This is a genomic window from Hymenobacter miniatus, from assembly GCF_016427455.1.
GTDB lineage: Bacteria > Bacteroidota > Bacteroidia > Cytophagales > Hymenobacteraceae > Hymenobacter > Hymenobacter armeniacus.
On record NZ_JAELXR010000001.1, the window covers coordinates 26,980 to 43,774 of the forward strand.

Annotated in this window: 16 protein-coding genes; 11 read left to right on the top strand and 5 right to left on the bottom strand. The window is 63.2% G+C overall.

What is annotated here, in order from left to right; translation table 11 throughout:
• The first annotated feature begins 218 nt into the window (after window positions 1-218).
• The 6 genes from JAO73_RS00120 (at window position 219) to JAO73_RS00145 (ending at window position 6,844) form a co-directional block, all read left to right on the top strand.
• Window positions 219-1,223, top strand: a complete 1,005-nt coding sequence (locus JAO73_RS00120; protein WP_198975176.1) for a hypothetical protein — start codon at window positions 219-221, stop codon at window positions 1,221-1,223.
• A gap of 129 nt (window positions 1,224-1,352) precedes the next feature.
• Complete coding sequence (locus tag JAO73_RS00125; RefSeq protein WP_198975177.1) at window positions 1,353-2,006, top strand: hypothetical protein; 654 nt, start codon at window positions 1,353-1,355, stop codon at window positions 2,004-2,006.
• A 129-nt stretch (window positions 2,007-2,135) separates the two neighbouring features.
• Entirely contained in the window at window positions 2,136-2,498 is a 363-nt protein-coding gene (gene csgH, locus JAO73_RS00130; RefSeq protein ID WP_198975178.1) for a curli-like amyloid fiber formation chaperone CsgH, read from the top strand.
• Window positions 2,499-2,519: 21 nt separating this feature from the next.
• A complete protein-coding gene (locus tag JAO73_RS00135; protein WP_262896038.1) occupies window positions 2,520-4,049 on the top strand; it encodes a carboxypeptidase regulatory-like domain-containing protein in 1,530 nt (509 codons plus the stop codon).
• Between the two features lie 209 nt (window positions 4,050-4,258).
• Window positions 4,259-6,259 carry an OmpA family protein gene (locus JAO73_RS00140; RefSeq protein ID WP_198975180.1) on the top strand — a complete coding sequence of 667 codons (2,001 nt, stop codon included), beginning with the start codon at window positions 4,259-4,261 and terminating at the stop codon, window positions 6,257-6,259.
• Window positions 6,260-6,403: 144 nt separating this feature from the next.
• Window positions 6,404-6,844, top strand: a complete 441-nt coding sequence (locus tag JAO73_RS00145; protein WP_198975181.1) for an SRPBCC family protein — start codon at window positions 6,404-6,406, stop codon at window positions 6,842-6,844.
• 8 nt (window positions 6,845-6,852) lie between these two features.
• Here the strand turns inward: JAO73_RS00145 and JAO73_RS00150 are convergent, their stop codons facing one another.
• Window positions 6,853-7,323: a GNAT family N-acetyltransferase gene (locus JAO73_RS00150; RefSeq protein ID WP_198975182.1), complete on the bottom strand. Its 471-nt coding sequence runs from the start codon at window positions 7,321-7,323 to the stop codon at window positions 6,853-6,855.
• Window positions 7,324-7,401: 78 nt separating this feature from the next.
• Between JAO73_RS00150 and JAO73_RS00155 the strand changes: the two genes are divergently transcribed.
• Window positions 7,402-8,601 (top strand): class I SAM-dependent rRNA methyltransferase, encoded by a 1,200-nt coding sequence (locus JAO73_RS00155; protein ID WP_198975183.1) that lies wholly within the window; start codon window positions 7,402-7,404, stop codon window positions 8,599-8,601.
• 123 nt (window positions 8,602-8,724) lie between these two features.
• Here JAO73_RS00155 and JAO73_RS00160 read toward each other — a convergent pair whose 3' ends face one another.
• Window positions 8,725-9,618 (bottom strand): prohibitin family protein, encoded by an 894-nt coding sequence (locus tag JAO73_RS00160; RefSeq protein ID WP_190926033.1) that lies wholly within the window; start codon window positions 9,616-9,618, stop codon window positions 8,725-8,727.
• 39 nt (window positions 9,619-9,657) lie between these two features.
• Window positions 9,658-9,867, bottom strand: coding sequence for a hypothetical protein (locus JAO73_RS00165; protein WP_190926035.1), 210 nt, complete (start codon window positions 9,865-9,867; stop codon window positions 9,658-9,660).
• Between the two features lie 129 nt (window positions 9,868-9,996).
• Between JAO73_RS00165 and crtD the strand changes: the two genes are divergently transcribed.
• The 4 genes from crtD to JAO73_RS00185 all read left to right on the top strand — a co-directional run bounded on the left by crtD (window position 9,997) and on the right by JAO73_RS00185 (window position 14,722).
• Entirely contained in the window at window positions 9,997-11,496 is a 1,500-nt protein-coding gene (crtD, locus tag JAO73_RS00170) for a 1-hydroxycarotenoid 3,4-desaturase CrtD (RefSeq protein WP_317191177.1), read from the top strand.
• A gap of 82 nt (window positions 11,497-11,578) precedes the next feature.
• Window positions 11,579-12,259, top strand: a complete 681-nt coding sequence (locus tag JAO73_RS00175) for a carotenoid biosynthesis protein (RefSeq protein ID WP_190926039.1) — start codon at window positions 11,579-11,581, stop codon at window positions 12,257-12,259.
• Between the two features lie 93 nt (window positions 12,260-12,352).
• The gene (locus tag JAO73_RS00180) at window positions 12,353-12,967 is read left to right on the top strand and encodes a TetR/AcrR family transcriptional regulator (RefSeq protein WP_198975185.1); all 615 of its coding nucleotides are present in this window, start codon (window positions 12,353-12,355) and stop codon (window positions 12,965-12,967) included.
• 36 nt (window positions 12,968-13,003) lie between these two features.
• Window positions 13,004-14,722 (top strand): M28 family metallopeptidase, encoded by a 1,719-nt coding sequence (locus JAO73_RS00185; protein WP_198975186.1) that lies wholly within the window; start codon window positions 13,004-13,006, stop codon window positions 14,720-14,722.
• An 82-nt stretch (window positions 14,723-14,804) separates the two neighbouring features.
• On the opposite strand, the gene JAO73_RS00190 is transcribed toward JAO73_RS00185, so the two are convergent.
• Both JAO73_RS00190 and JAO73_RS00195 read right to left on the bottom strand, forming a co-directional pair.
• Window positions 14,805-16,277 carry a hypothetical protein gene (locus tag JAO73_RS00190; protein WP_198975187.1) on the bottom strand — a complete coding sequence of 491 codons (1,473 nt, stop codon included), beginning with the start codon at window positions 16,275-16,277 and terminating at the stop codon, window positions 14,805-14,807.
• Between the two features lie 24 nt (window positions 16,278-16,301).
• Window positions 16,302-16,739 (bottom strand): hypothetical protein, encoded by a 438-nt coding sequence (locus tag JAO73_RS00195; RefSeq protein ID WP_198975188.1) that lies wholly within the window; start codon window positions 16,737-16,739, stop codon window positions 16,302-16,304.
• Between the last annotated feature and the right edge of the window lie 56 nt (window positions 16,740-16,795).

Here is a 16,795-nt window from a genome sequence, read left to right on the forward strand (position 1 = left end):
TGCCTGATTTTCATTAACTGAAGTTTTGGCTACTTCAGGATGAATATAGGATATATCCTACATTTATGCAAATAGTATAATTTTGCTTACATTTATTTAAATTATTTTTATTAACAGATTTTGAAATCTGTTTTTTCTAATAATATATTTGTCACGTTCTCCAGAGAACACAAACAAATCATCAATTATTAACCTTTTTTCAAAAAACCCACACCACCATGAAAGCACTTTTGCTACTTGCCGCCGCCATGGGTGTTGCCGCCGTCGCCAACGCCCAAGCTCCCACCAACACCTTCAGCCGTTCTACCCGCTCGCTCTTTACTCCGCTGACGCCCGCTGGCCCCAATACGCTGGGTCCCGGCGCTGCCCAAGGAAGCTTCAATACTTCTTACGGCGCTTACAGCCAAGATTCGTACATCGAGCAAACGGGCTCTAATAACTACAGCAATGTAGACCAGACCGATAATCGCTCAGGGTCGCTCGCCGCTAACAGCGGTAGCACGGCGAATTTGGTGCAGTCGGGCAACAGCAACAATGCTTCCCAAACCCAGTCGCTGAACGCCAGCAGCAACGTGGCCGGCGGCCGTAATTATATGGGTGCCACCCAGGCCGGCTCTTTTAGCACTTCTACCCAGACGCAAAACAACGGCTACAACAACGCCGCCTTGGTTGAACAAGGTGCTGCCACCAGCGGCAACGTTGCCTCGCAAACCCAATCGGGCGACAACAACGGCCTGCGCATCACGCAAACTCGCTTCACGGGCTACCCCACGAGCAGCACTGGCAACCGCGCTACCCAGACCCAAACCGGTAGCATGAACTTGGGCATCATTGAACAGCAAGGCCGCGACAGCCACGCCGCGCAGTCGCAAGCCGGCTACTTCAACGACGCTTACATTGGCCAGGGTTCGGACGGCGTTGGCAACACTGCCCTGCAAACCCAAACTGCTGGCTCGCAGCAGAACAATGCCCGCATCCGCCAGTCGGTAGCCACGGCTTCGGGTGCTTCTAACAACAACTTCGCTCGCCAGACTCAGTCGGGCTACGGCGACCAGGCTGACATCGAGCAGCGCAGCTCCAACAACTACGCCGAGCAAATGCAGTCGGGCCCCGGCTCGTTCTACCAGAACAACAACTCGGACATCCTGCAAGAGCGCGTGTCGTCGGCTGCCTACACCACGCAGAGCGGCAACCGCAACACGGCCATCGTGCACCAGCACTAAGCCGGCCCGGAGGCTTGGCACGCCAAGCTCGCCCATATGCGCCAAGTTCTGAGTTTCTTTTCGAAGAAATTCGGGGCTTGGCCCATTTGGCTCCTGCCCTTTTCTATATTTGAACGTACGCTCTTGACTATGAAACCGCTTCCTTTCCTTTTGCTTACCAGCGCTCTGGCACTGGCCGCCGCCAAGGGGCACGCCCAACGCACGCCCAGCGAAGCCGCCACGGCCGAGCAACGACTGGTGGAAGACCTCGGGACGGACCAAGTACCCGCTACAGCGGTGCCAGCTGCGGGCGATTTTCGCAACGTGTCGACGCTGACCCAGAATGGCAATGGCAACAATGCCACCATTGACCAACGAAGCCTGTCGACGCTGGGCAACCAAGCGTACATTACGCAAGCCGGTGCCCTAAACGTGCTGGGCTTGGCCCAGAACGGGGGCGGCAATCAGGTTTATATGACGCAGCAGGGCAACGGGAACCGGGCCGACTTTTCGCAGGAAGGTCAGAACAACTCGTCGACGCTGAACCAACGCGGCGCTAATAATCAGCTTCAGGGCGTGGTAAGTGGCAACGAAAACGAATTGAACATTCGCCAAGACGGCTCTTACAACCGAGTGCAGAGCGAAATCCGACAAAACGACCGCACCTACAACATCAGCCAAATTGGCTACGGGAATACCCTCACGCAGCGCGAAACCACGGCACAATCGCCGCAGGGCTACAGCGTTGAGATGCGGGGTGCTGGCATCAACATCACCATCGAGCAAGGCCGAGTTGTCCGTTGAGGCGCCGGGCCGCCCGCGGGCACGCTGTATCATGTGCATAGAGGCCGGTTGTGCTTACGCCTTCCGGCCTCTTTCTGCGCCTGCCCCCACCCGACACTTGTGGTTTCACTTACTTCATGTTTAAACACCATGCTGTTCTTCCTCCTTTTGCAGGCCTTCTGGCAAGGCCCTAACGGCACAGTTCCTTGTCAGGCCCGCCTCGAACTGCACCAAGCAGACGGCTTGCTCACGGTGACCGGTCATTGCCGCAACCTCCAGCCCACGGCCGCACGCTACCGCTACGAGATGGCCCTGCGCCGGGAGGGGGCCGGCGGCCGCTCGCAAAACACGCAACGCGGCGAGGTCAGCGTGGCGCCGCAGCAGGAGGTTTCCCTGTCGCAAACCCGAGTAAACGTCGGCGGCCAAGACACTTACCGCATTCTCTTGCGGGTATTTGACGCCGACGGCCATACCTTAGCACAAGATTCCGTCGTTCAACATCCCACCCGTTAGCTAACGGTTTTCACTTACTGCATGCTCCTTTCACTACCCAGTTTTTGGCTCCGGCAAGCGGGTCTTTTTGTTATTATCTGTTGCTTGGGGCTACTCGGTGCCTGCCAGGAAGAGCTAGTGGAGCCGGTCTACTTTGGTTCGGTAACGGGCACTGTGCTTGATGCTCGCACGAACTTGCCCATCGCCAACGCCTCGGTTACGACCAACCCGGCCACGAGTTCGTTTGTGACTTCGGCCACGGGCAAATTTCAGATAGACAACGTACCCACGGGGCGGCTGGCCATCACGGTGACTAAAACCGACTACCAACAGGTGGTGGCAAACGTGACGGTCTCGGAGGGCCAAACCGCCGACGTGACGGTCGTGCTCAGCAAGTCGACCGCCGCCGCGCCGTCGCCACCCAATCGGCCTACGCCGGCGAACCAAGCCACGGGCCAGCCCACAGACGTCACGCTTAAATGGCGGCCGGTGAACGCCACCGCGAGCGACTCGTTGCGCTACGACGTGGTGCTCTACGAGAGTAATTCCACTTCTCAACGCGCGCTACTGACAAACTCCCGCGATACCACGGTGGTCGCAACTGGGCTGAAATTCAACACCACTTACTTTTGGCAAGTGACCGTGCGCAACCCGGCCGGGGCCTCTGCCAAAACCGATATCTGGAGCTTTCAGACCCGGGCCCTGCCTAATAACCGCTTCTTGTATGCGCGCACCGTGGCGGGCAACACGGACATTTACTCGTCCGACAACCTTGGCGGCGATTTAATTCGGCTCACCACGGCAACGACCGTTGAAACGGCGCCCCAGCTAAGCCCCAATCGGGACGTAATAGCATACGCTTCCAACGCCAGCGGCCAGTACCAACTCTATACCATGAACCGCGACGGCTCGAACCAGCGTCAGATTACCACGCTGGCAGCGGAGGGCTACAACAATGCCGGCATCGGGTATCGGTGGTCGCCGGATGGCGCCCAACTCATTTACGCTCATTACGACCAGCTATACCGCATCAACCGCGACGGCACGGGCCTGACCTTGCTGGCCACTGCGCCGGCGGGCCGGCATTTTCGCGAATGCGACTGGACGGCAGAAAACGGTGGCCGATTGGTGGTGCAAACCGTGGGCGCGAATGTATACGACGCCGAATTGTACCTCTACAACGTTGACGGCACCAACCCCGTGTTGTTCGTCAGTAATTTACCCGGCCGGCTCGACTCGCCAAGTTTCAGCGTGAATGGGCTCTCGGTGCTGTACTCGCGCGACGTGGCCGGATTCAACTCTCCCACTGGTCGGCAACTCGACGGCCACCTGTTTCTGCAAAGAATTGACGGGTCTGCCACCGTGGACGTGACCGCCGGCACCACCGGAACTTCGGGCAAACCAATTGGAACCAACGACATACAAGGCCGAATTTCGCCTGATGGTTTTCGAGTGATTTTTGTAAATCGACTGAATGATGACCTGAGTGCCCCCGAAGTGTGGACGATGGACCTCGATGGTCGCAACCGCGGCAAGCTCTTTTCCAACGCCTTCCTACCCGACTGGAAATAGCCCCGACCCCGTTTTCGCCCCACGCCGGGGCGCCGTGACAACCGGACAACGGCGGGCCACCCGCCACCAGATACTCCACGCACGGCTCCTACCCCAGCAGGCCGGGAGCCTAGGCGAGCGCACAAAACCAGAAGCCAGAAACGCAGCGTGTTTCGTGCAAAAGGCCTTACTTTACAGGAAATGGGATTTTTGCTTCCTTTTTTCCTGAGGTGTTGACGACCGAGCTGCTGCGTATGAAGGCCTTTTGGGCACTGGTGCTGGTCATCTTTCCACTTGTGCTGCGCGCGCAGCCTTCAGCAGCCGTGCCCACGGCCACTTACACCGACGCGGACGGCCGCTTCACGCTCACGTATCCGCGCAGCTGGCAACTGCGGCCCAATGCTTCGGGGGCGGAAGCGGCGTTTTACGCCCCCGCCGCGGGCCAGCCCGTGCCGGCCGTGGTGACGGTGACGGCCCGCCCCCTGCCCGATGACCTGAAAGACCGGCCCCTGACCGGTCCCGGCAGCCAGGATTCGCTCTGGCGCACGCTGCTGCGCCTGCCCAACGTATATGTGGTGCGCCTAGAGCAGAAAAACTACGGCCGCTACGAAGAGGTGCGCTACGACTATACCTACGCGCCCGTGGCGGGGCTGCCCGGACGCCTGCACGTGGCCGGCCGGCGCTTCTGGCGCGTGGGCTACGAGTTTCAGGTAGAATACCGGGCGGCCACCACCGAGGACGGCCGCTGCCTGGCCGAAGGCCTGCAGCTACTTGATTCCTTTGGCTTTACCAGCAAGTCCATCACCAGCCGGCGCTACGTGGACCAGGTGTGCGACGGCAAAATGTACGGCATCGCGGCCATGACCCACCGCACGGGCCAGTGGGAAGACGATTGCCGCTCCATCCACGAATTCTCGACCGAAGATGTGTCCGACCCCGCTGTGGTGCACCGCAATGTGCTGCCTTTCCAGTCGTATGCGCTGGCCAAGGGCTTCGACAATTGCCTGTATTCGGTCACGAAATCGCCCACCGACCGGCCCGAGCTGGTGTACCGCTACGACCCCACCACCCGGCGCGGCGCCTTCACTACCTGGCAGCTGCCCGCGCAGGGCGCCACCAACGTTTGGATTTCGGCCGCCACCGACGAACGCGGCGACCTGTACTTTCTCACCTCCGACGCCAACCAACTGGTGAAGGTGAGCCCCGCCGAGGGCGGCACCGTGACCGTGCTCTGGAAAAAAGACCCCACCCAGCAAGCCGACTACTACCCCAGCATTGCCTTCGACGGCGCGGGCACGCACGGCAACTTCTGCCTCGACGACGCCAACACCGTGTACATGGTGTATAGCACCGACGGCTCATTGGTGCGCGTGGACGTGAACACCCAGCGCCCCGCGCCCGAGCTGCTGGCCCTCACGGGCTTGCCCAAGCGCGGCGGCTACAGCGATGTGCTGCTGCAAAACGACGAGTCGGGCCGGCGGCGCATGTACCTGGCCGGCCCGCACGCCCTCTACAAGGTGGACCTGGCGCGACGCAAGGCCAGCCCGGCGCGGCGCGGCACCTATACCGACCTAGCGGGCTGCAACCTGTTTCGGGTAGCCTACCGGGCGGCCCCGCCGCTGCCCAGCGCCACCGTGCCCTGGCGCGGGCGCGTGCTGAACGCCGCCACCTACCAGCCCCTGACCGCGGCCGAGCTGCACATTGGCCGCGAAAGCGCGTCGGCGGTGGTGTCGCTTTCCACCGATGGCCGCTTTTCGTACGGCGCGGCCCCGGGCAAGCCGTATTTCTACAAAGCGCAGCTGGCCGGTTTCGTCGACGCCGACAGCAGCTGGACGGTGGGCGCCGGCCCCACCGTGCACGACATTCTGCTGCAGCCCCTGGCCGTGGGCACCACCCTGCCGCTGGCCAACGTGCAGTTTGAGCAGGGCCAGGCCGTGCTGCTGCCGGGCTCGGCCCGCGCCCTCGACCAGCTGGTGGCGATGATGACCGACAACCCGCGCCTGACCATTGAGCTGCGCGGCCACACCGACAACGTGGGCGAGCCTGCCAAAAACGTGGTGCTCAGCGAAGAGCGGGTGGCGGCGGTGAAGGCCTACCTGGTGGCCCACGGCGTGGCCGAAGGCCGCATCGCCGGCATTGGCTTCGGCGGGGCCAAACCCGCCGCCAGCAACGCCCAGGAAGCCACCCGCAAGCTGAACCGGCGGGTCGAATTTCGGGTGACGGGGATATAAGCCAGCAGTCGACTACATACTGTCATGCAGAGCGCCGCGAAGCATCTCGCGGGTTCGCACAAATCAATACCGCGGCAAATTGGGTTACCACCGAGCGAGATGCTTCGCGGCGCTCTGCATGACGTTATTTCTTCTCGTTGCTCTATGCTGATAACTCTTCGAACTGCCGTGCCCCAATCGCCGGCCCGGGTGATGGCGGGCTTCACGCGGGCGCTGTTTGAGGCGCTGGCGCCGCCGTTTCCCAAGCTGCGGGTGCTGCGCTTCGACGGCTGCCGCACCGGCGCCCAGGTTGAAATCGAGCTGAATACCGGCGTAAAAAAGCTGCGCTGGACGTCGCTGATTGTGGACGACGGCGTGCAGCCCGACGGCACGCATTTCTTCGTCGACGAAGGCCAGATACTGCCGCCGCCGCTGCGCTACTGGCGCCACCGCCACCTCATCCAGCCCGGCCCCCACGGCGGCAGCGTGATTGTGGATGCGCTGGAATACCGCACGGCTTCGCCTTGGCTCGACCGCCTGCTCTACCCCGCCATGTGGGCGCAGTTTGCGTGGCGGCGGCCCATCTACCGGCGTTGGTTTACATAGCGCCCGCGCTACAGGTCCAGCACCATGCGTACGTCGCCGGGATGGCCCGGGATGAGGGAAGCTGGCCGGAAGCCCAGCTTGTCGTACAGCTTCAGGGCCGGCAGCAGCGTCGAGATGGAAAGAACTTCCACGCGGCGCGCACCCAGCTGCCGGGCTTTGCCCAACATGCCCTGCCCCAGCGCCCAGCCAATGCCGCGGCGCTGCGCGGCCGGGGCCACGGCCAGCCGGGCCAGCTCGTACACGCCGTCGTGCTCTTTCACCAGGGCGCAGGTGCCCACGATTTCGCCTTCGCACACGGCCATGAGGATGTGGCCGCCGCGTTCCACAATGTACTGCTGGGGGTTTTCTACCGGCTGGCGGTCGGGCCCTTCAATGTAGAAATAGCGCGTAATCCACTCATAATCGAGCTCGTGGTTGAGGGCTTCGAAAGCCGGGCGGTGCGCGGGCTCAAAATCGATGATGGAAACGCCGGTGGGCATGGGTGGGAGCGGGAAGGGAAGGACGAAGGAACCGAAGCTGCAAAGTTCGCACACAGCGGGCCGTACCTTTGCAGGCCTATGCTGAATCCTGCCACCATCGTCCTCAAAAACGGAAAAGACCACTCCTTGCGCCGCCGCCACCCGTGGGTGTTTTCCGGCGCCATTGCCCGCGTGAAGGGCGACACCGAAGAAGGCGCGCCCGTGCGCGTCGAGGCCGCCGACGGCGAGCTACTGGGCGTGGGCCATTTTTCGGGCGGGGGCTCCATTGCCGTGCGCATGCTGGACTTTGGCCAAAATGCCCAGTTGCCGACGGCCGCGTTCTGGGAAGAGCGGCTGGGCAACGCCTACCGCCTGCGCCAGCGCCTGGGCCTGACCGGCACCGCCGACACCAACGTCTTCCGGCTGGTGCACGCCGAGGGCGACGGCCTGCCCGGCCTCATCATCGACGTGTACGGCGACGTGGCCGTGGTGCAGGCCCACAGCATTGGCATGTACCGCGCCCGGCCCGCAATAGCCGCCGCCCTGCGCGCGGTGTTTGGCGACAAGCTGCGCGCCATCTACGACAAGAGCGCCGAAACCATTCCCGGCAACGCCGTGCCCGACGCCAAAAACGGCTACCTCTTCGGCCAGAGCAGCGGCACCGAGCACGTGGTGCAGGAAAACGGCCACCGCTTTGCCGTGGATTGGGAAACCGGTCAGAAAACCGGCTTCTTCATCGACCAGCGCGACAACCGCGACCTGCTGGCCCGCTACTCGCCCGGCCGCCGCGTGCTCAACACGTTTTGCTACACCGGCGGCTTCTCGGTGTATGCCCTGGAGGCCGGCGCCGAGCTGGTGCACTCCGTGGATAGCAGCAAAAAAGCCATTGCCCTCACCGAGCGCAACGCCGAGCTATCGAACCACGCCGACCGCCACGCCGCCTACCCCGACGACGTGCTGGGCTTCCTCAAAAACCACTCGGCCGAGTACGACCTGCTGGTGCTCGACCCGCCCGCGTTTGCCAAACACATGGGCGCCCGCCACGCCGCCCTCATGGGCTACAAGCGCCTGAACGCGGCCGGCATTGCCCACCTGGCGCCGGGCGGGCTGCTGTTCACGTTCTCTTGCAGCCAAGTGGTTAGCCCCGAGCTGTTCGAGGGCGCGGTGCTGGCCGCCGCCATCGAGGCCGGCCGGCCGGCGCGCATTCTGCACCGCCTTACCCAGCCCGCCGACCACCCGGTGAGCCTGTTCCACCCCGAGGGCGCCTACCTGAAAGGGCTGGTGCTGGCGGTGGAGTAAGGGGCCGTTGCGCCTCACCCCCAGCCCCTCTCCGCAAAGGAGAGGGAAGCCTGACATCTTCACGAGCCGGTGCCCCCTCTCCCTTCGGAGAGGGGTTCAGGGGGTGAGGCGCCCCGTTCAGAACTACTTATTCCCCGCTGCGCCCGGCGCGGGCATCTGCATCAGAAACTGGCCACCGGCCCCGCCGCTGTAAGTGGGCACGTTGCTGCCGCCTTTTTCCCAAGCCTCAATCCAGCGCATCTGCACCAGAAGCGGCGTGAGCGACTGCTGCTGCTTTTCGTTGGCGTAGGCCTGGGCGTCGGCGGCGATGCGGATGGCCTTGGCGCGGCCCTCGGCTTCGGCGATGTTGATGCGGGCCTGGGCTTCGGCCTGGCGGATGCGGTTTTCGGTTTGCAGGCCGGTTTGCACGGCCGTGTTTTTGGCGTCGATGGCGGCTTTGAGGCTGGCGGGCGGCTCCAGCTTGGTGGTGATTTGCTGCACGATGAAGCCCAGCGTCTGCAGCTGGCTCACGAGGTTGGCCTTCACCTGGGCCTCGTAGGTGCCGCGGTTGCTGATGAGGCTGTCGGCGGTGTAGCGGTTGGTGGCCACGCGGTAGGCCTCGTACACGGCGGTTTTCAGGAAACCGTCTTCGATGGCGGGCAGTGGCCGGCGGTACTGCCGGAAAATGTCGTCCACCTTATCGGACTGGATGTAGTAGTTGAGGCTGGGCGCCACGCCGAAGCTGGAGCCGTCCTTGCTCTGCACCTCAAACTCTTCGTATTCCTTGTGCTGGGTGTAGATGGGAAATTCGTGCACGGCCGTGCTCAGGGGGCTGTAGAACACCCAACCCGTGGTGTAGGTAATGTCGTCGACGCCCCGGCTGGCCCCGGCCAGGTTGACCTTGATGCCCACGTTGCCGGCGTCGATGCGCTCGACTTTAATTAGGCTGCAGCCGCCGACAAGGACGAGCAGGAACAGGCCCAGGAAAAGAAGGGGTTTCAGCCAGCTTCGCCCGGGGTTGAATTGGTATTCGGCCATTTAGGTAGTGCAGGTAAAAAGGTGAAAGCAAGCGAAAAATCAGTAGCGTCCCAGCGTGCGGCCCGCTTGGCACAGCGAAAGAACAACACCGGCGGCTAATAGCAACAGCCCCAGCAAGCCGCAGCCCAGCAGCCAGTCGGAAGGCCGGCTCATCCAGTCCAGGCACCGGGTGCCGGCCCAGGGCAGCAGGCCAAGGTAAAACAGCAGCCAGAACACGGGCCGCAAGGCAGAGGCAGGTTTGGCGGACATGGTGCGGACGGTTGACGTGGCGGAAGCGGTTTCGGAGAGATGTATCGCTCGTTGCCGGCGCTCATTACAGGCCGCGCTATTTTGCGGGGCTTCAAAACATCTGCCCACCCGTTGCGCGTTATGCCCCCAGTGTTTCGTAAAAAAACTTTCTCTGCGCCCCGCCAGCCCGTGGCCGTCATCGGGGCGGGCATTGCCGGCATTGCGGCGGCGGCGCGGCTGGCCGTGGCGGGCCACGCCGTCACGGTGTTTGAGGCGGCGCCCACGTTTGGGGGCAAAATGCACCAGTTTGCCCTGCCCGGCGGCTACCGTTTCGACGCCGGCCCGTCGCTCTTCACGCTGCCTCAGTTGGTAGACGACATCTTCCGGCTGGCCGGCCGCACGCCGGCCGATTATTTCCGTTACGAGCGGCTCGACCCCATCACCCACTACTTCTTCGCCGACGGCACCCGCCTGCGCGCCTGGGCCGATGCCGACCAATTCGCGAAGGAAGTGGAAGCCAAGCTGGGCACGCCCGCGGCGGCCGTGGCCACGTTTCTGAAGCGCGCCGGCCGGACGTACGACGCCACGGCCGGCACCTTTCTGCACAAGTCATTGCACAAGGCCGGCACCTACCTCAGCCCCGAAACCCTGAAAGCCGTGGCGGCGCTGCCGCAGCTGGGCCTGCTGGGCACCATGCACCAGCGCCACGCCAGCGCCTTCGGCGCCGACCCGCGCCTGGTGCAGCTCTTCGACCGCTACGCCACCTACAACGGCTCCGACCCCTACCAGGCGCCGGCCACGCTGAGCATGATTCCGCACCTGGAGCACGGCATCGGCGCTTTTTACCCCGAGGGCGGCATCTACGCCATTGCCGAAAGCCTGATGAAGCTGGCCCTGGAGTTCGGCGTGAAATTCCGCTACAACGAGCCCGTGGAGGAAATCATCGTGGCCGAAAACCGGGTAACCGGGCTGCGCACCTCGCAGGACGTGTACGACTTCGCCCAGGTGGTGAGCAACATGGACGTGGTGCCCACCTACCGGCGCCTGCTGCCGCGCCAGCCCGCGCCCGAGCGCACGCTGGCCCAGCCCCGCTCCTCGTCGGCGCTCATCTTTTATTGGGGCATTGCCCGCGAGTTTCCGGAGCTCGACCTGCACAACATCTTTTTCTCGGCCGACTACCAGCGCGAGTTCCAGGCCATTTTTCAGGAGAAAACCGTGGCCGACGACGTGACCGTCTACGTCAACATCACCTCCAAAAAGACGCCCACCGATGCCCCGGCCGGCCACGAAAACTGGTTTGTGATGGTGAACGTGCCCCACGACCAGGGCCAGGACTGGGACGCCCTCACGCGCCAAACCCGCGCCGTCGTGCTCCGTAAGCTGCACCAGGCGCTGGGCACCGACGTGGAGCCGCTCATCGCCGCCGAAAAAGTGTGGACGCCCCCGGGCATTGCCGCCGACACGTCCTCATTTGGGGGCGCGCTCTACGGCAGCTCCAGCAACAACGCGCTGGCCGCCTTCCTGCGCCACCCCAATTTTTCGGGGCGGCTCGAAGGGCTGTACTTTTGCGGCGGGTCGGTGCACCCGGGGGGCGGCATTCCGCTGTGCCTGCTGTCGGCCAAAATCGTTGCTTCTCTTATTGATAGTTAATAGTTGAGAGTTAAAACCAGTGCGTAAAACGAGAGGGCCCTTGCCCCTCAACTTTTAACTTTTAACTGCTTGACTCCACCGAATGGAGTATTCTGAATCCCTCAATCCGACCACCAACACCCGCCGCTTGCGCATCGCCCAGGGCTTGGTGCTGCTGTTTCACGTCACGGGTTTTGTGGGCCTGGCCTTCTCCAAAGACCCCGATTTTTACCTGCGCTTCACGCCGCTCACGCTGCTGCTCACGGCGGGGCTGCTGCTGGCGTTTCAGCCGCAGCGCGGGTTCGGCTTCTGGGGGTTTTGCGTTTCGGTGATGGTGCTGGGGTTTGCCGTCGAGTTTATTGGCGTGAACACGGGCAAGATATTTGGGCACTACACCTACGGCGACACGCTGGGCTTCAAGCTGTTCAACGCGCCGCCGTTTGTGGGCGTGCCGCCGATGATTGGCCTCAACTGGCTGGTGCTCACGTACGTGTGCGGCGTGCTGGCGCGCTACCTGCCGCTGGGCGAGCTGCCGCGCATTCTGCTGGCGGCCTTGCTCATGGTGGGGCTCGACGTGTGCCTGGAGCCCGTGGCGGGCCGTTACGATTTCTGGCACTGGTCGGCCGAAATCATTCCGCTGCAAAATTTCCGCGACTGGTTCATCGTGGCCTGCGTGCTGCAGATGCTGTTCAACCGCGCCAACTTTCCCAAGGTCAACGCCCTGGCCCCGATGGTGTACCTCACGCAGCTGCTGTTTTTCTTTTTCCTCGGGGCCTTGCAGTAAGAACGGGCGGCTTCCGTAACCTCAACCATAAGGAATTGCGGGCTAACCGGCGCTAGTTTTGAGCCGTAGTTGTCTTTCCTCCCCCGCTTCCTCATGCCCGACTTTACCCTGCCGGCGGCTTCATTGGAAGCTGCCATGCCCGTGTTTCACCGCTACGGCCTGCACACCGCCACCGACGAGGTGCTGGCCGCCGCCCTGCACACCAGCGCGGCCGAGCTCACGGCACAGTTTCCGAGCCGGGAGCTGCTGGTGCACCACGCCATCCTGGCCGACATGGAGCGCCAGAAACGGGAGCACCAAGAGCTATATGCCCAGTTCCCGACGGCCGTGGAGCGGCTCTACGGCCTGCTGCAGCTGGGCTTGCGCGACCTGGCCACCGTGCCGGGCCAATTCTACGTCGACCTGCAAACCGGCTTTCCCCAAACCTGGGAGGCCGTGATGGACCACCTCAACAGCTACTCGGCGCCGCAGCTACAACAGCTGCTCAACGACGGCATTCGCAGCCGCCTGTTTCGCTCCGACATTAACATTCAGCTCGTTACTAAAATCCTGATTGAGCAGCTCAACCTGCTGCTCAACCCGCAGGTGTTTCCGCCCGACCGCTACAACATGCGCGAGGTGTTCCGCAGCATCTTCCTGTACTACATTCGCGGCATCTGCACCGATGAAGGGGCGCGGATTGCGGCCGAGCATTTTGCCCGGCTGTAGGCAGCCCGGCCCGGCCGGGCCTAACTACTTGTACGGATGCGCTTATCATCGTTGCGCGGTTGGCTGCTGCCGGCCGCGGCGGGCCTGCTGTTAGCCGGCTGCCAGTCCAATACCTCTACGTCGGAAACGGCCTCAACCGAAGCAAAAACCGAAGCCGCGCCTACCGACACCGCCAGCGTGCCCGCGCCGAAAGACGGCATCACGGCGGCGCTCATCGGGCAGCACATCAAGGTGCTGGCCTCGGATGAGTTTCAGGGGCGGCGGCCGTTTACGCCGGGCGAGGAAAAGGCCACGAACTACCTGGCGGCGGAGTTCAAGAAGCTGGGGCTGCAGCCCGGGGCCAATGGCAGCTATTTCCAGGCGGTGCCGCTGGTGGAGATTGCGGGCAAGCCCGATTCCATTGCCACCGTAGCGGGCAACGGCAAGAGCCTCCGCCTGAAGTACCGGCAGGACTTCATGTTCCTCACGGAGCGCGAGGTGCCCACGGTCGACATCAAGAATTCGCCGCTGGTGTTTGCCGGCTACGGCGTGACGGCGCCCGAGTACGGCTGGGACGACTACGCCGGCCTCGACGTGAAGGGCAAAACCGTGGTGGTGCTCATCAACGACCCCGGCAACGCGGGCAACGACACCACCCTGTTCAAGGGCAAGGCCATGACGTACTACGGCCGCTGGGGCTACAAGTACGAAGAAGCCGCCCGCCACGGCGCCACCGGCCTGCTCATCATTCACGACACCAAGCCCGCCTCCTACCCCTGGACGGTGGTGCAAAGCAGCAACGGCGGCGCCAAGCTGCACCCCCAAACGCCCGACCACGGCGCCAGCAAAGTGGCCCTGGAGGGCTGGATGACCCTCGATGCGGCCAAGCGCCTCTTCGCCATGGCCGGCCAGAGCTACGACGAGGCTTACGCGGCCGCCAACAAGAAAGGCTTCCGCGGCAAAGCCTTCGGCCTGAACCTGACCACGACGCTGCGCAACACCATCACGCGCAAAACCTCGAAAAACGTGGTGGCCGTGCTGCCTGGCACCACCCGGCCCAAGGAGTACATCATCTATTCGGCGCACTGGGACCACCTTGGCATCGGCCCGGCCATTGCCGGCGATTCGATTTACAACGGCGCGCTGGACAACGCCAGCGGCTGCGCCGGCCTGCTGGCCATTGCCAACGGCTTTGTGCAAGCCAAGGAGAAACCCGCCCGCAGCATCGTGTTTCTGGCCGTGACCGGCGAGGAGCAGGGCCTGCTGGGCTCCGACTACTACGCCCAGCACCCCATTTTCCCGGTGGCCAGCACCGTGGCCGACATCAACATGGACGAGCTGCTGGCCTTTGGCCCGATGCGCGACCTGACCATCACGGGCTACGGCCAATCGGAGCTGGACGACTACGCCCGCGCCGCCGCCAAGGAACAGAACCGCTACGTCATCCCCTACCAGCACCCCGAAACGGGCAGCTTCTACCGCTCCGACCATTTCAGCTTTGCCAAAGTGGGCATTCCGGCGCTCTACGCCAGCGGCTCCTTCGACAGCCGCCTGCACGGCAAGGACTTCGCCGAAAAGCAGCGCAAGGACTTTGAAGAAATTGCCTACCACCAGCCCGCCGACCAATACGACCCCAAATGGGACCTGCGCGGCGCCGAGCAGGATGCCCGCCTGCTGTTCCGCGTGGGCCAGAAGCTGGACAGTGAAACCACCTTCCCGAAGTGGAAAGACGGCTCCGAGTTCAAGGCCACGCGGGAGAAAAGCCGCCCGATGTAGAGACGCATACTTGCGTCTCGTCGTCCATATCGTTTGGGTATTTTGTTCAACGCCGAGACGCAAGTATGCGTCTCTACATCGTTCATTTTAGCAGCACCAGCGGCTTTTTCACGTCGATGTGCCCCTGCTGCTCCAGCAGCTTGGCGGCGGCGGCAAACTGCGCCGGGTCGTGGGCATTCACCAGAATAATGGGGCCGTTGGGACCCATGATGCTTAGGAGAAAGCTCTTTTCGGGACGCAGCCGCTGCCCACGGAGCGCCGGCAGGTTTTTGCGCAGATAGTCAAGCGTGGCCTTGTGGTCCTGCGCGACGAGGATGACCGGAAAGTACTCGCTGCTCTGGGCCTGGGCCAGGGGTTTGGCTTCGTTCAGAATGGGCGTCGACGTGTAGGTAAACGAGCTGCGGAACCGGTCCTGAAACGGCAGAATGGCCGCCCGAAAATCCTCGGCATTGGACCAATACAGGACTTTGCGAAACAGGTTCACGTAGTCGGTGGCGGCCTGTGGGAAAGTGCGGTCGAAAAGGCCAATGGCCTGGCTCACGAAGAGGCTGTCGATGGTCTGGCTGCGCTCCACGTAGCCGGTCATGAGCGGGTAGAGGGCTTTGGCGTAGCGGTTGATGTAGTCGTCGTTGTACCATTCGCCGGGCTCGGGCTGGCCCTTTTGCTGCGCGTAAATCCATTCGCCGGCCACGGTGGCCAGGGCCTCTTCCATGAGGTTGTAGGCCGAGCGGCGATTGGGCGAAGGGTGGCGCAGGTACCAGCCTTCCAGCTGCTGCTGCAGGCGCAGGCGCTGCTGCGCCGAGAGCGAATGGCTCATCTCGTGAAAGACGACGCCCGTGCCGTCCGCAAAACTGCGCGATTTGGGGTGGCAATCCAGCAGCACCACGTTGCCGCTCACCCAGGCGTGGTTGGTGAAGGTCAGGTTGCCGACGCTTTGATTGCCGTCGAGCTGCGGATTGAGCTCGATGCGGTACGGCAGGTCGTCGGGCCACACGCTGCCGTAGAACGTGCGCAGCTGGCCAAACTTCTGCATGAGGCGGCTTTGGGCCAGAAACTCCGCGTAGGCCGGACGCAGGCGGGCCAGCTCATCGGCGTGCGGCAGCCAGGCCAGGGTATCGAAAGCCGGCGTGAAAAAGCGGTACACGCTGTCGAGGCTGGCCAGCACTTCGTTGGTGAGCAGGCCCACGGTGCGGCGCTGCAGGTCGGCCAGGTCGCGGGCGTCGGCGCTGGCAGCCATGTAGGCCGGGTTGGTGTTGCCCTGGCTGCCCAGGCGGCCCACGGGGTAGCCTTCGCGGTCGAAGCCCGGCTCGCGGTCCAGGTTTTGGTAGCGGCGCAGCCAGCGGCGGGCGGCGGGCGTGTTGAAACGGCTTTGCTCGAAGGCCCGGCGGCTGCCGCGGTACCCGCCGCTGCTGCCCGCCAGCGTTTCCACAAACCGCACCAAACAGTGTACCCGGCTGACTTCGACCGTCACGGCCGGGCCCGGGCTGGCGACCGGCGTTTGTGCCCAAACGGGGGAGCTACTCAGCAGAATGAACAGGAACAGTAGTCGCTTCATGCGGCTAAAAATAGCGCGGGCACGTCAGGCCGGGCGTGCCAGCAGCCCGCCCAGTAGCAGGGCCCGCGCCGTCCAGGCTAGGGTGCGCAGCCAGTTGGTGCGGGTGAGGCCGTCGATGGCAATGTAATCGAAGCTGCCTTCGAGCCGATTGTGGAAGGGCACGGAGATAAAGAATGTAACGGCCCAAATCAGCAGCACCAGGGCCAGGCTCCACCAACCGGCGCCGCCGGGTAGGGCCGCGCGTCCGGCCCAGGCCAGCCACACGGCCAGGGCCAGCTCCAGCACCATGGGGGCCAGCACCACGTAGCCCATGCGGCGGGTGTGGGCCGCGTGGAAGGCCACCCAGGCATCTTTGGGCACCAGCCCGAAGCTGGGGTAGTGCACCACCTGAATGGTCCAGATGAGGCCGGTGAGGTAGGCGGCCGCGGCAAAATTGAGCAGAAGCAGAATGCGAAGCGGCATGTGTAGTAAAAATAATTTTGGCCTGAACATACGGCTTTCCGGCTTGCCCGCGGCAC

Bases quoted from the DNA above. Each gene is read 5' to 3' on its own strand.
- JAO73_RS00120 (WP_198975176.1), top strand. From the start codon at position 219: ATGAAAGCACTTTTGCTACTTGCCGCCGCCATGGGTGTTGCCGCCGTC.
- JAO73_RS00125 (WP_198975177.1), top strand. From the start codon at position 1,353: ATGAAACCGCTTCCTTTCCTTTTGCTTACCAGCGCTCTGGCACTGGCC.
- csgH (WP_198975178.1), top strand. From the start codon at position 2,136: ATGCTGTTCTTCCTCCTTTTGCAGGCCTTCTGGCAAGGCCCTAACGGC.
- JAO73_RS00135 (WP_262896038.1), top strand. From the start codon at position 2,520: ATGCTCCTTTCACTACCCAGTTTTTGGCTCCGGCAAGCGGGTCTTTTT.
- JAO73_RS00145 (WP_198975181.1), top strand. From the start codon at position 6,404: ATGCTGATAACTCTTCGAACTGCCGTGCCCCAATCGCCGGCCCGGGTG.
- JAO73_RS00150 (WP_198975182.1), bottom strand. From the start codon at position 7,323: ATGCCCACCGGCGTTTCCATCATCGATTTTGAGCCCGCGCACCGCCCG.
- JAO73_RS00155 (WP_198975183.1), top strand. From the start codon at position 7,402: ATGCTGAATCCTGCCACCATCGTCCTCAAAAACGGAAAAGACCACTCC.
- JAO73_RS00160 (WP_190926033.1), bottom strand. From the start codon at position 9,618: ATGGCCGAATACCAATTCAACCCCGGGCGAAGCTGGCTGAAACCCCTT.
- JAO73_RS00165 (WP_190926035.1), bottom strand. From the start codon at position 9,867: ATGTCCGCCAAACCTGCCTCTGCCTTGCGGCCCGTGTTCTGGCTGCTG.
- JAO73_RS00175 (WP_190926039.1), top strand. From the start codon at position 11,579: ATGGAGTATTCTGAATCCCTCAATCCGACCACCAACACCCGCCGCTTG.
- JAO73_RS00180 (WP_198975185.1), top strand. From the start codon at position 12,353: ATGCCCGACTTTACCCTGCCGGCGGCTTCATTGGAAGCTGCCATGCCC.
- JAO73_RS00185 (WP_198975186.1), top strand. From the start codon at position 13,004: ATGCGCTTATCATCGTTGCGCGGTTGGCTGCTGCCGGCCGCGGCGGGC.
- JAO73_RS00190 (WP_198975187.1), bottom strand. From the start codon at position 16,277: ATGAAGCGACTACTGTTCCTGTTCATTCTGCTGAGTAGCTCCCCCGTT.
- JAO73_RS00195 (WP_198975188.1), bottom strand. From the start codon at position 16,739: ATGCCGCTTCGCATTCTGCTTCTGCTCAATTTTGCCGCGGCCGCCTAC.